The following is a 13,728-nucleotide window of genomic DNA, read 5'->3' on the forward strand; positions in this document are numbered from 1 at the left end:
ATTTATTTTACGACTTCTTTAATTTCTACTTCGCCATCCGGCTTCACTTGAATGATACCGTTCGTAATGAGGGTATCTCCGATCGCCAGACCATCTATAATTTCTACGGTTTTTTCGCTGCGGGTTCCCAACGTCACTTTCGTCGATATTGATTTGCCATTTTTCACCACATACACCTTGCTCCCTTTTGCTTCAGGAATAACGGCTTCCGTTGGAATCATGATGGCAGATCCTTTCGTTTTTAGAATCAAATTTACCTTAGCAAAAGCGCCAGGAACTAATTCATTACCCGGATTAGGTGCTTGAGCTCTAATCTGCAAGGTTCTTGTTTGAGGGTCGATCTTCGGGTCGATCGCATACACCCGACCGATGTAATTCTTTTCCTCATTCTCCGTAGTAAATTCAATCGTACCTCCATTTCTAACTTGAGTGGCATATTTTGCTGGAATAGCGAATTCGATTTTCGCTGGATTCGTGTTCGTTAACGTCGCAATTTGCGTGCTAGGTGAAATGTAACTTCCTAAACTCACATAACGGAAACCAATTTTTCCCGCAAATGGAGCCCGCAAGGTAGTTTTTAGAATTTGTGCTTTTAAATCTTCGATGTCTGCCGAAATCGTGTTCACCGAGTTCACCGCAATGTCGTACTCACGTTGCGAGATGGCTTCCTTTTGTAATAAGACTTTTTGGCGAGCTTCATTATCTTCCGCTAGCTTCTTGTTGAAGCCTAATTTGCGTAGACGTGCTTGCAAATCATCATCGTTAATACGAAGTAAAACCGTGCCTTTCGCTACAACATCCCCTTCTTTAATGTTCAAAGCAATGATACGGCCGGCGATTTCTGAACGAATTTCGACTTCTTCGTTTGGCAAAATAGAACCCGTCGAACTAATCATATCGTCCAAACGCGTCGATTTTACCACCGTCACAATCACAGCCGTCTTTCCGCTCTTTCCACCAGAACCGCCCTTCTCTTTCCCTTTCTCCTTCGTTTCAGCAGAGAAAAAAGTCTTCTTGATTTTAGGATAAAAGGCTAAACCCAGAATGAGGGTAATGACCAAAAGGGACAGGATCGTCTTCGTTATTTTATTCATGATAATAGGTTTAACACTAAAGTAATCAAATTCAAAGAAAGGATTACCCTAACTTATAGGCTTAATTGGTTAAAGAATTCGAAATCCAAGGCATAAAATGCTCATTCTCCACTTCGTTCATAACGAAATGGCTTTGGGCGTTGCCTATATTTTTTATACTTGCTAGTTTATGCAAAATAAATTCGCGGTACTCATCCATATCCGCAACAACGATCTTCAATAAAAAATCACTGTGCCCAGAAACGCAATAACATTCGGCGACTTCAGCTAAATTCATCACATCCTTTTCGAACTGATTCAAGTATTCTGCCGCATGCTCTTTTAAGGAAATATCACAGAAAACGGTCAGGGTCTTGCCCAGTTTTGCCGGATTGATCATCGCCCGGTAACCGGTAATGACCCCTTCTTTTTCCATGCGCTTAATGCGTTCATGGATCGGCGTGGCGCTCATGCCTAAACGTTGGGCCATTTCTTTGTTTGAAAGGAAGGCATCTTCGTGTAGAAATGCGAGAATCTTTTTATCGATGTCGTCTATTTTTGCCATGCTATTTTTTCTCTAAACGAAGCCCGATCGACACCATCCCCGCCAGCGTATCTACCCGCATGGATTGATCTAATTGAATTTTATACTTCCCATTTTTGGGGAATTTCAGTGAGGGATAGACTAGAAAGTTTTTCTCATAGATATCGCCAAAACCCGCACCTTTCGGCTTCCCTGTCGTAGGATCATACAAAATAGCTTCGGCTAAACCTCTTTGAACAATCTTCCCTTGCCCATCCATGATACTCGGGCTGAAATAAAGGTTATAGAAGGGGTAGGCATTATTTTGACGAACCACTACATACAAAGCGTAGTTCACCAACGAATCTTCCACTGTCACCTCGAATTGTACCGGCTGCTTTTGAATCCAACCTGATTCAGGAAAACTAAAGGTCTCATCAATGGCCACATTCGTATTTCCGCAAGCAAAGAAAAGTAGCTCTAGAAGGAAAATGCATCCAAGGCTAAGCTTCAGGGGTAGGCGCTGCACCATCTCTCGGAGGTCTTGGTTTGAACTTCTTTTTCTTCTTAAATGGCTTCGGTGTGGCTGTACCATCGGCTAAAGGAGCAGCTCCGTTTGGACGGTTTTGCCCTTCCGGTCTAGGTGGACGCGGTACACGGTCTTGTCCTTCCGGTCTTGGTCCACGCTCTGGTCTCGGTCCGCGACTCTCGCCTTCTGGTCTTGGAGGGCGTGGTCCACGATCTTGTCCTTCTGGTCTCGGTCCGCGACTCTCGCCTTCTGGTCTTGGAGGGCGTGGTCCACGATCTTGTCCTTCTGGTCTTGGTCCGCGCTCTGGTCTAGGACCTCGGTTTTCACCCTCCGGTCTTGGAGTACGTGGTCCACGATCTGAACGAGGTCCGCCGTCGCGATTGCCCCGGTTATTTCTGTTATTGCGATTACCTGATTTCGCAGAGCCACCGTATTTCTTATCCATCCGCTCTAGATCGGAGTTCAATTCGGATAAGGTAGGTTTTTCTACCGCTGGAGCATCTGGATTCAGATCCTCGAACGACTCAGGAATAATTCCTTTTTTATTTAATTCAACGATTTCAGCTACGCGATCACAGCTCACCGGGATCCAAATTGCCTCTTCGCCCACAATCCCAAACCACATCATCCGCTTGAAGATATCGGTCTTTTGCAAGATCGCATCCCCGCGCTTCGTTTTAAGGCGACCCTCAATCGTCGGAATGCTTTTTAGGGCATCCATATAGGTCTCTAATTCGTAGTTCAAGCAGCATTTTAAACGTCCACATTGACCGCTTAATTTGACTGGATTGAGAGATAAGTTTTGGTAACGAGCCGCTGAGGTGGTAACGTTTTTGAAATCCGATAACCAGGTAGAGCAGCATAATTCACGGCCACAAACCCCGATTCCGCCTAATCTGCCGGCTTCTTGGCGTAGGGAAATCTGCTTCATCTCGACACGAATCTTGAATTCAGTCGCGAGTAATTTGATCAGTTCACGGAAATCGACACGGTCTTCTGAAGAATAGTAGAAGATGGCTTTAGAACCATCTGACTGGAATTCCACATCCGATAATTTCATGTTTAGCTTCAAATCACTGATGATTTGACGTCCACGGTACATCGTAGGCAGGTCGCGCGCCATCGCTTGCTCGTGCTTCTCGATGTCCTTCTCGGTGGCTAAACGGAAGATAGTCTTGATTTTATCGTCGTCTTTAATGTTCTTCTTCAATAATTGAAGTCGAACTAATTCTCCCTGAAGGGAAACAACGCCTAATTGGGTTCCGCTGCTGGAATCGACCATCACGGAATCCCCCGTGTGCAATTCTAATTGATCTGCATTGCGGAAATATTCTTTTCTGCCTCCTTTGAACTTCACTTCCACGATGTGGTAGCGTTGAAAAGAAGGGACGTCTAGGTCGGATAACCAGTCGAAGACGTTCATTTTATTGCAACCACCTGAGCCACAACCGCCATTGCTTTGGCAGCCTTTTACCTCTCCGCTAGTGCTGGTAGAGCCACATGACCCACTGGAACACGATTTACATGCCATATCTTAATACATCTAATCCGATGTCTCTTCTAAAGTTTTTGCCTTCGAATTGAATGGTTTGGGCGGCCTTTTGAGATTTCTGGATCGCCTTTTCCAAGGTATTCGAAGTGCCTGTTAGCGCCATTACGCGGCCACCACTGGTTAAAATTTCACCGTCTTTCGAGGTGGTTCCTGCGTGGAAAACGATCGCGTCTTCCACTTTGTCTAGACCCGTTAACACATCGCCTTTGCGGTATTCCTCTGGATATCCACCCGCTACTAACATGGTAGTTACGGCGTATTGGTCCAAAATGGAAATTTTTTGTTCGCTCAGCGTGCCATTCGAGGCTGCAATCAACAAAGATAGGAAATCTGATTCGATTCTAGGTAAAACCACCTCCGTTTCCGGATCACCCATTCTTGCATTGTATTCGATGACATAGGGCTCGCCCTCGTGGTTCATTAAACCGATGAAGATGAAACCTTTGTAGTCAATATTTTCTGCTTTTAAACCTTTCACGGTTGGTTCGATCACTTTCACGCGAACTGCCTCCATGAATTTCTCATTCGCAAACGGAACGGGTGAAACCGCTCCCATACCGCCGGTGTTTAAACCTTCGTCATTTTCGCCAATGCGCTTATAGTCTTTCGCCTCTGGTAGCACAACGTAATTTTCTCCGTCCGAAAGAACGAAAACGGATAGTTCTATTCCGCGAAGGAATTGTTCGATCACGACTTTGGAACTCGCATCACCAAACTTTGCATCCAATAGCATTTCGTTCAAAGCCGTTTCAGCTTCTTCCAAAGTCAAGGCGATAATCACGCCTTTTCCCGCTGCTAAGCCGTCGGCCTTTAATACGATAGGTAAAGATTGTGTTTGTAGATAGGCTAAGCCTTCCGCAATCGTATCCTTCGTGAAAGTTTGTGATGCGGCCGTCGGAATGCCGTATTTGTGCATGAAGTTCTTCGAGAAGTCCTTACTGCCTTCGATTTGGGCTCCATCTGCGCCTGGCCCTACGATCCCTACGTGCTGTAGGTCAGCTTGCGATTCGATAAAATCGCGCACGCCTTTTACTAAGGGCTCTTCTGGTCCTACGACCACTAATCCGATATCGTGTGTGCGAATCGCCGCGGCGATTCCTTCAAAATCCGTTACGCTAATCGCTAAATTCGTTCCGCATTGTGCGGTGCCTGGATTACCAGGTGCAATGTATAAGTTACCTAGGATAGGGCTTTGGCTAATCTTCCAAGAAAATGCGTGTTCACGGCCTCCAGCACCTAATATTAAAACGTTCATATAATGATTAATTGGCTAATTCACTTAAAAATTTAATGCGCATTAAGCGAAGTTCTTCCTCGCTCACGTCCTCGATATCACAGGTTTCTAGCGCCTCAGCGATATCATCTGAGTCTGCAGACATGAAATATTCGTAAATCTCATCCTGCTTATCAGGTTCGATCACTTGATTGATATAATAATCTAAATTCAACTTAGTGCCCGAGAAGCAAATTGTCTCGATTTCCTCGATCAATTCCGCCATGCTGACCTCTTTTTGTTCAGCAATCAGGTCTAAATCGATTTTACGATCGACCTGTTGGATGATGTAAATCTTGATTTTGGATTTATTCACCGTGGATTTCACCACCACCTCTTTCGCGGTTTCAATCTCGTTTTCCTCGACGTAACGATTGATCACATCTAGGAATGGCTTACCGAATTTCACGACTTTACCCATTCCCACGCCGTTGATTTGGGCCATTTCATCCTGAGTAGTCGGATAAGTGGTCGCCATTTCTTCCAAAGAAGGATCTTGGAAAATCACATACGGAGGCAAATTCTTCTCCTTCGCGATCTTCTTGCGTAGGGTTTTGAGGATGTCAAAGAGGGCGTCATCGTAGGCTTTGGCCCCTAAAGCAGCTCCCTCATCCTCGCTCTCAGCTGGCTCAGCCTCTTTTTCGTAATCGTGGTCTTTGTAGAAAGTCACCGGGAAAGAGGCCTGCAGGAAGGCCGCGCCCGCCTCAGAAATCTTCAACACCCCGTAATTCTCAATGTCCTTATCTAATAGCCCAAAAATCGCCATCTGCTTGATGAACGAAATCCAAGGGGATTTTTCGTCCTCGATAGGCACAGGCTTCGATGCCGTTTTGCGAATTTTTGGCTTCTTCGGTGCGTCCTCATCTGCGTCGTCATCGTCCTCCTCATCATCGTCTTCATCTACCTCTGGGGCAATCCATGAAACCGTTTTCCCTGCACCGAACAAGGCTAGTTTTTCTTGTTCGTGGCTCTGAATGAAGGAATTTGATTTGCCTTCTAAGAAATCCGCAATGTGCTCCGCATCGAATTGTTCGCCGGTTTGCTGCACTGCTTTCAAGACTAAACTAACTTCCTCCTCCGCTTTAAAAGTAGGCGTCGGGTGCATACAGTTATCGCAGAATCCGCAGTTTTCTGCCATATGCTCCCCAAAATAGTGGAGCAATTGCTTACGGCGGCAAACACCAATATTCGTATAATAGACCATCTCAGATAGGAGGATTTTGGCATTCTCCTTCTCTGTAACGGCCTTATCTTTATTAAACTTGTCTAATTTCAGGATGTCATCGTAAGTGTAAAATAAAATACACGTACCATCCAAGCCATCGCGACCAGCGCGCCCCGTCTCCTGGTAATAGCCCTCCAGTGACTTAGGGGCATCATAGTGAATGACAAAACGTACATCCGGTTTGTCGATTCCCATTCCGAAGGCGATCGTAGCGACCATCACATCCACTTCCTCATTTAAGAAAGCTTCTTGGTTCGCCATACGCACCTGCGGCTCTAAACCAGCATGGTAGGGAAGGGCTTTCACGCTATTCACGTGCAATAATTCCGCAATTTCCTCCACCCGCTTTCTGGAAAGGCAATAAATAATACCTGCCTTACCATTGTGCGACTTAATGAAACGGATGAGTTGCTTATCGATATCTTTCTTCGAACGAATCTCATAATAGAGGTTCTTGCGGTTGAAAGAGGATTTGAAAACGGTGGCATCTTCCAGATTTAGGGTCTTTTGGATGTCGATTTGGACCTTAGGAGTAGCCGTTGCTGTTAAAGCGATAATGGGCATTTTCTCATCGATCGTCTCGATGATCGTGCGGATCTTGCGGTACTCTGGTCTAAAATCGTGGCCCCATTCGGAGATACAGTGTGCCTCATCGATGGCCACGAAGGATATTTTTGCCTGCTTTAAAAAGTTCAGGTTTTCTTGCTTATTTAGGGATTCTGGGGCGATGTACAGTAATTTAACGGCTCCAGAGATGACCTCCGCTTTCACCCGATTGATTTCAGCGCGGGTTAGCGAGGAATTTAAGAATTGGGCATTAATGCCAAAAGCGACCATTTGGTCCACCTGATTCTTCATCAACGCGATCAAAGGCGAGATCACAATCGCCGTTCCCTCCATCACAATTGCCGGCAATTGGTAGCAAAGTGATTTTCCTGCACCCGTAGGCATTAAAACAAAGCTGTTTTTACCTTGAACCGTATTTAGGATAATAGCTTCTTGCTCCCCGCGAAATTGGCTAAATCCAAAGGTCTTTTTCAGCTGTTCCTTTAAGCTATCGATGGTTATTGGATGGGGCATAATTTGATTAATGGGTTGTTTCGGCGATGATAAGATTCTGCGGGCTTCTACTTATCTTTGCCCTACAAATTCTTCTAACATTGAAATTAAGCAAAAATATCCAATCCACAGCAAAAAAAGTTTTAACACAGGAAGCAGAGGCCATTCTTCAGGTGAGCGCTGGAATTAATTCAGATTTTGAAGCTTGTGTGGAACATTTGTTGAGCATTCCAGGACGCATCGTGTTCACGGGAATCGGTAAATCGGCCATCATTGCCCAGAAAATTGTGGCTACGATGAATTCGACTGGAACGCCTGCTCTGTTTATGCATGCGGCGGATGCGATTCACGGGGATTTAGGCATGATTCAAGAAGGAGATGCCGTGGTGTGTATTTCGAAGTCAGGGGATACGCCTGAAATCAAGGTGTTGGTGCCTTTGATTAAGCGTTTACAAGTGAAATTGATTGCTATGGTGTCGAATACGAATTCGTATTTAGGCCAGCAATCGGATTATATATTACATGCTTTGGCGGAGCAGGAGGCTGATTTGATGAACCTCGCACCTACGACCTCTACGACGGTGGCGCTTGCATTAGGCGATGCCTTAGCGGTTTGTTTGTTAGAATGTAAAGGATTTACGGCGCAGGATTTTGCCAAATACCATCCAGGTGGCGCTCTAGGCAAACGCCTGTATTTAAAAGTGGCGGATTTGTATCCGACTCATGAGTTCCCAGCTATTTCGGAAGGAGCCACCATCCAAGAAGCCATTCACGAAATCTCTTCTAAGCGTTTAGGCGCGACAGCGGTGCTAGATGCTAAAAGGGATTTAGTGGGAATCATTACGGACGGAGACGTTCGCCGTACTTTAGAGAATTCAAAAGATTGGTCTGCGATTTCGCTGGATCAACTGATGAATAAAACGCCGAAGACCATCGAAGCGGAGGCATTTGCTACCGAGGCTTTGGCCATCATGCAAAGTAAAAATATCACACAACTGGTGGTGACGGCAAATAAAAAGGCCGTGGGATTTGTACATCTCCACGACCTATTGAAAGAGGGTATTGTCTAAAATCTAGCTTAGCGCATTCTGTTCGACGATTGCACTAACATCTCATCTTTGCGGATCAAGCGGTTCGCAATCATATTCGCTAACAGTGAAACCACTAAAGCGTAGAATCCGTAGCCATATTTTCCTTGCGTTTCCGGCTCAAAAGTAGGCACCGCCTCTTTGAAAATCACCCAAAAAGCATAGCCCATCGCTCCCGCTAATACCAAGGAATTGATCAAGCCTAACATCATTTGACGGATGCGGTTTTTGTAAGAGAAAACGGTCACTAAGGTAATTATGGTAGATACGGTCACCAAAAGCGCGATCGCAATCGTACTGTGCGCCGCCACTTCTTTTTCGTTTTGGAATAACAGCCATTGGTTAGAAAAAAGCTCTGCTTTTTGGCCGGATGAGCCTATTTTTTGCCAAATAGAAATGCCCGATGTCGCGATGCTATTCGCTATCATGACGAGGGCTAAGAAGAGGGATTGTGGTCTTTGAATCATAATTTTTATCAATTGAATGCGCGAAATTACGCATTTTCTTCAACGTTAATGAATAAATATCTCTTGTCTTATGACTAATAATAGCGTTTTGCGTTATCTATTCTGATTGGAATATTAGTAACAGAATCAACTGCATGTAGATTGAGGTATATATTTCCATTAATTTCTTCTAGTACCCCAACTCTTCGATTTTTTTTGGTATCATAGAAGTAGTAAATAGCTGGATCAAATGGGATTGGGTAAGTGATTGTTCGTATCCTTAAATTTTTAAAAACGATAGAATTTGTGGATAGATTTGCCCAATAAGGTACTTTTATGTCAACAGTAGAATCGTTTACTTTAATCATCTTCATTCTCCAACCAATAGGAATGTCCTCAACATTTTTACTATAATCAGGTAATTCAAAATAATAGTTTTCATATCGGGCATAATCAAATTGATACCACCCCAAGTATTTATCCACAACGGATGGGTTCATATTTTCTTTTTCACAGGATAGTAGCGCAAAAAATAGTATAAACATGCCAGTAAAAAGCTTGGAGGAAGACTTCATCAGGGATTAGTTTAGCAGAATTCTAATTTTGTCAACTTGATTTTCTTTTTTTGAGCCAAATCTCAAGTGTAGATAATAAACTCCACGAGGTAAATCGGCGACATCTATTTCAATTTTCCTTAGGTCAAATGCATGTGCCGTATCTATTGAAATATCCTTTTTCTTTTGTTTTAAATCCAAAGATTTTACTTGGACTACTTTTTAGATGAATTGTTTCTATTATCCATCTTAAATAGTCAGAAATCTTCGTATACTTACCTCCTTCGCCACATCCAAATTGTGCATTACCGAATAAATTACTACTAACTATACCGATCGCGCGTGCGCTGGTGTCAGATGACACACTAAAATTGGTCAATGGCCCTCCGCTATCCCCATTGCAGGCATCATTTGTGTATGGACCTGTGGCGTAAATTTTCTTTTCGCTGACTGAACTAGAGTTACTTAATAAATTGACATTTGTAGTGAGTAATTGTTGTGAATAGCTCTCTGTGCTTGTTTTTCCCATTCCATATACTTTTCCGATTTGTCCATTGTTCCACATAGAAGCATTTGCAGAACTAGCTAGTTTAATTGGGGCAATAGTTGAACTAAAAATCAGAGGTTGGCTTAGTTGTATTAAACCAATGTCATTTGATGGGTTTGGGGTATTTACGTATAGATCTTTTATTCTATCCTTAACTTGTAGAGTAGAAGAGTTAGTGATATTGTTACGGTTGTCTATTCCTGCGTACACAGGAGCATAACTTGTTGTATGACCCGCTGTTAAAATCCACCTATCGGCAATAATCATCCCACCACCAGATGAACTTGGATCGCCCAATAATACATAAAATGGTGCAGTTGTGGCGGTGCCATTGATAATAGTTGGACTTATTCTAGCTGTTTTTTTGTTTTGTTTATTTGCGGGAATGGCGAATGCAGCAGTAGATATTGACAAGAAAAAGATAATGAATAGTTGTTTCATAGAATAAGTAAAAGTAGATGAGTAGGATTTATGAAGCTGAATCAACTTCAATTTACTAAAATTTAATCATCGAATAATGCTAAAAACAATTTACTTCTCACTCATCAATTTCGCCGCAATTTTTGCCGAAGATAAACAAAGTGGAATTCCACCTCCCGGATGCACACTGCCGCCTACCCAGTACAGGTTTTTGATGGCCTTGCGGTAATTCGGGTGGCGTAAAAAAGCAGCAAAACGGTTGTTCGACGCATTTCCGTACAAAGCTCCTCCAGAGGAAGAAGTTCTTTCTTCGATGCGTCTTGGGTCTAAATAGTCTTCTGCGACGAGGTGTTTCTCGATGTCTACGCCTAAGTTGCGCGATAATTTTGCCATCACATTCTTGCGCATCTTCGCGACCACTGCATCCCAATCCTGCCCCTCATTCGCAGGGACGTTCATTAAAATGAACCAGTTTTCGCCACCCACTGGGGCATCGCCTTTCTCCACTTTCGAGGAGATATGCAGGTAAATAGTCGGATCATCGTTGATGGTTTTATCTTCGAAGATGGCCTTGAATTCGCCTTGGTAATCGTCCGAGAAGAAGATGTTGTGTACCCCTAATTCGTCGAAGCTGCGGTCCATTCCCCAGTAGAAAATGATGCCGGAGCTAGATTTGGGCTGGTTTAATAGTTTTTTCGGGGCCGGTTCTTGCGTTAGTAATTTCTCATAACTCGGACGAATATCCGCGTTGCTCGCGATGTAATCGAAGGAATAAGAGCCTTTATCGGTCACAAGACCGGTGGCAGTATTATTCGATGTGGTGATTTGAGATACCTTTTCCTCTAACTGAAACTGAACTCCTAATTCCGTCGCTAGTTTGTGCAGGGCACGCGGAATGCTAATGATGCCGCCTTTCGGGAAAAAGGCCCCAATGTTGTATTCTAAGTGCGGAATGATCGATAATGTCGCGGGCGTTTGGTAAGGATCCGAGCCGTTGTAAGTGGCGTAGCGATCAAAAAGCTGAACCGTTTTCGGATTTTTAAAACGCTTTTCGTGCGAGCGGTGCATCGTGCTGAATAAACCCAAACGGTGCAGATTTGCATAGCCTTTCAGGGCTTTTGGCCCCGTCCAAGTGGACAAGGAATGCAAAGAATTGTCTAAAAATAGCTCGCTGATGATGTGGTAATTCTCCCCGATTCCGCGTAAAAAGGCGGACACGTTTTCTGCGGATTCGCCCAGTTCTGAGGCAATCGCTGCGGCCGTTTCTGCTGGTTCCGCATTTGTCTGCAATCGGGTGCCATCCTCCCAAAAGTAGCGGCAAATCTCCGGCAAACGTTCGTAAGAGAAATAGTCGCGGGGATTTTTGCCCGCTAGCGTGAACAATTCATCTACTAAATGTGGCATGGTGAAGAGGGAAGGGCCCGCATCAAAACGGAAGCCGTCCTTTTCAATCTGAGCTAGCTTGCCGCCCACGTAGGGATTCGCCTCGAAGACTGTCACGTCATGGCCTGCCACTGCGCTGCGAATCGCTAGACCTAAGCCACCCATTCCTGAACCTACAATTCCGATTTTGCTCATCTTCAAAATTAAGTAAAAAAGAATAAAAGGGTAAATGTTTTTCACTCCCTGACCTTTTCCGTAATTTTGCACGAATTTTAATATTTAATATGCTACGTACACATACAAATGGCGAATTGCGCATCGAACATGCAGGCACCGAGGTAACACTTTGTGGCTGGGTTCAGCGTTCACGTGATAAAGGAGGGATGATTTGGGTGGATCTTCGGGATCGTTATGGGGTCACTCAATTGATGTTAGAGGAAGGAAAATCGTCTGCGGAGGCTTTGGCATTAGCAAGAGGATTAGGTCGTGAATTCGTTGTAGAAGCGAAAGGTACAGTCGTAGAGCGCTTGTCTAAAAACGACAAGATGCCTACCGGCGATATTGAAATCAAAGTGAAAGAATTACGCGTATTGAATCCCGCGAAATTGCCTCCTTTCTTAATCGAGGACGAGACAGATGGCGGCGATGATATCCGCATGAAATACCGCTATTTAGACTTGCGTCGCAACCCGATTCGCGAGAGTTTGCAGTTGCGACATCACGTAGGTCGTGAAGTGCGTAACTACTTAGATAAGCAAGATTTTATCGAGGTGGAAACGCCCGTTTTAATTAAATCTACGCCAGAAGGTGCGCGTGATTTCGTCGTTCCTTCTCGGATGAATCCAGGCGAATTTTATGCCTTGCCGCAGTCTCCCCAAACCTTTAAGCAATTATTGATGGTATCCGGTTTTGACCGTTACTACCAAATTGTGAAGTGTTTCCGTGACGAAGATTTACGTGCAGATCGCCAACCAGAATTCACGCAAATCGACTGTGAAATGTCCTTCGTGGAGCAAGAAGATATCTTGAATATGTTTGAGGGATTAATTCGTCATTTGTTCCAAAACGTGAAAGGCCTTGACATCGGCGAAGTGCCTCGTATGACCTACGCGGATGCGATGAAATATTATGGTTCAGATAAGCCAGATATTCGTTTTGACATGCAATTCGTGGAATTGAAAGGCGAAGGCGTTGACTTGACTTCTGGAAAAGATTTCCAAGTTTTTGATGCGGCGAATACGGTGGTAGGAATCTGCGTCAAAGGTGCAGCGGAGTATACACGCAAGCAAATCGATGAATTAACAGACTTCGTTCGCCGTCCACAAATCGGTGCGAAAGGATTGATTTATGCCCGCGTTCAAGCGGATGGCGTGGTGAAATCATCGGTGGATAAATTCTATTCGGAAGAAGATTTAGCGAAATGGGCTGCGGCGTTTAATGCAGAGCCAGGCGACTTGATTCTTGTGCTTTCGGGCGACGGAGACAAGGTGCGCAAGCAATTGAATGAATTACGTTTAGAGATGGGAACACGTATGGGATTACGTGATCCGAACAATTATAAAGTACACTGGGTAGTGGATTTCCCACTGTTAGAGTACGGTGAGGAAGAAGATCGCTGGTTTGCGATGCACCATCCATTCACTAGCCCGAAGCCGGAGGATATTCCGTTGATGCTTGCTGGTGAATTCGGTAAAGTACGTGCGAACGCTTACGATTTAGTCGTGAATGGGGTGGAAGTAGGAGGAGGTTCGATTCGTATCTTCCAAAAAGACCTACAATCGAAAATGTTCGAAGTCCTTGGATTCACTCCAGAGGAGGCGCAAGCTCAATTCGGTTTCTTATTGGATGCCTTTGAATATGGAGCGCCGCCACACGGTGGATTAGCATTTGGTTTTGATCGCCTTTGCTCGCTATTCGGAGGAACAGATTCGATCCGTGATTACATCGCTTTCCCTAAGAACAATGCGGGACGTGATGTCATGATCGATTCACCATCTCCACTGGCGCAAGCGCAGTTAGATGAATTGAAAATCAAGACGACTGTCTAGCTTTTTAG

At 44.4% G+C, this 13,728-nt stretch carries 12 protein-coding genes; 2 read left to right on the top strand and 10 right to left on the bottom strand.

What is annotated here, in order from left to right; translation table 11 throughout:
• Window positions 1-2: 2 nt before the first annotated feature.
• The 6 genes from V7S74_RS07655 to V7S74_RS07680 form a co-directional block, all read right to left on the bottom strand.
• The gene (locus tag V7S74_RS07655) at window positions 3-1,094 is read right to left on the bottom strand and encodes an efflux RND transporter periplasmic adaptor subunit (protein WP_406778176.1); all 1,092 of its coding nucleotides are present in this window, start codon (window positions 1,092-1,094) and stop codon (window positions 3-5) included.
• A 61-nt stretch (window positions 1,095-1,155) separates the two neighbouring features.
• Window positions 1,156-1,638, bottom strand: coding sequence for an Lrp/AsnC family transcriptional regulator (locus V7S74_RS07660; protein ID WP_406778177.1), 483 nt, complete (start codon window positions 1,636-1,638; stop codon window positions 1,156-1,158).
• Window position 1,639: 1 nt separating this feature from the next.
• On the bottom strand, window positions 1,640-2,128 hold the full coding sequence (gene gldH / locus V7S74_RS07665; protein ID WP_406778178.1) for a gliding motility lipoprotein GldH: 489 nt from the start codon (window positions 2,126-2,128) through the stop codon (window positions 1,640-1,642).
• Window positions 2,100-3,656: a regulatory iron-sulfur-containing complex subunit RicT gene (gene ricT / locus V7S74_RS07670; protein WP_406778179.1), complete on the bottom strand. Its 1,557-nt coding sequence runs from the start codon at window positions 3,654-3,656 to the stop codon at window positions 2,100-2,102. The genes gldH and ricT overlap by 29 nt, the downstream gene beginning before the upstream one ends.
• Window positions 3,646-4,932, bottom strand: a complete 1,287-nt coding sequence (gene purD, locus V7S74_RS07675; protein ID WP_406778180.1) for a phosphoribosylamine--glycine ligase — start codon at window positions 4,930-4,932, stop codon at window positions 3,646-3,648. Before purD ends, ricT begins: the two co-directional genes overlap by 11 nt.
• Window positions 4,933-4,939: 7 nt before the next feature.
• The gene (locus V7S74_RS07680) at window positions 4,940-7,255 is read right to left on the bottom strand and encodes a RecQ family ATP-dependent DNA helicase (protein ID WP_406778181.1); all 2,316 of its coding nucleotides are present in this window, start codon (window positions 7,253-7,255) and stop codon (window positions 4,940-4,942) included.
• Between the two features lie 80 nt (window positions 7,256-7,335).
• On the opposite strand from V7S74_RS07680, the gene V7S74_RS07685 reads away from it, so the two are divergent.
• The gene (locus V7S74_RS07685; protein ID WP_406778182.1) at window positions 7,336-8,304 is read left to right on the top strand and encodes a KpsF/GutQ family sugar-phosphate isomerase; all 969 of its coding nucleotides are present in this window, start codon (window positions 7,336-7,338) and stop codon (window positions 8,302-8,304) included.
• An 8-nt stretch (window positions 8,305-8,312) separates the two neighbouring features.
• Here V7S74_RS07685 and V7S74_RS07690 read toward each other — a convergent pair whose 3' ends face one another.
• The 4 genes from V7S74_RS07690 to crtD all read right to left on the bottom strand — a co-directional run bounded on the left by V7S74_RS07690 (window position 8,313) and on the right by crtD (window position 11,867).
• Entirely contained in the window at window positions 8,313-8,789 is a 477-nt protein-coding gene (locus tag V7S74_RS07690) for a DUF4293 domain-containing protein (RefSeq protein WP_406778183.1), read from the bottom strand.
• A gap of 74 nt (window positions 8,790-8,863) precedes the next feature.
• Window positions 8,864-9,343 carry a hypothetical protein gene (locus V7S74_RS07695; RefSeq protein WP_406778184.1) on the bottom strand — a complete coding sequence of 160 codons (480 nt, stop codon included), beginning with the start codon at window positions 9,341-9,343 and terminating at the stop codon, window positions 8,864-8,866.
• Window positions 9,344-9,467: 124 nt separating this feature from the next.
• Entirely contained in the window at window positions 9,468-10,310 is an 843-nt protein-coding gene (locus V7S74_RS07700; protein WP_406778185.1) for a S1 family peptidase, read from the bottom strand.
• A gap of 90 nt (window positions 10,311-10,400) precedes the next feature.
• Complete coding sequence (gene crtD / locus V7S74_RS07705) at window positions 10,401-11,867, bottom strand: 1-hydroxycarotenoid 3,4-desaturase CrtD (RefSeq protein WP_406778186.1); 1,467 nt, start codon at window positions 11,865-11,867, stop codon at window positions 10,401-10,403.
• Between the two features lie 89 nt (window positions 11,868-11,956).
• Between crtD and aspS the strand changes: the two genes are divergently transcribed.
• Window positions 11,957-13,720 carry an aspartate--tRNA ligase gene (gene aspS / locus V7S74_RS07710; RefSeq protein ID WP_406778187.1) on the top strand — a complete coding sequence of 588 codons (1,764 nt, stop codon included), beginning with the start codon at window positions 11,957-11,959 and terminating at the stop codon, window positions 13,718-13,720.
• Window positions 13,721-13,728: the final 8 nt, after the last annotated feature.

The sequence above is a fragment of the Aquirufa novilacunae genome (assembly GCF_045310505.1).
In the GTDB taxonomy this organism is placed as follows: Bacteria; Bacteroidota; Bacteroidia; order Cytophagales; family Spirosomataceae; genus Aquirufa; species Aquirufa novilacunae.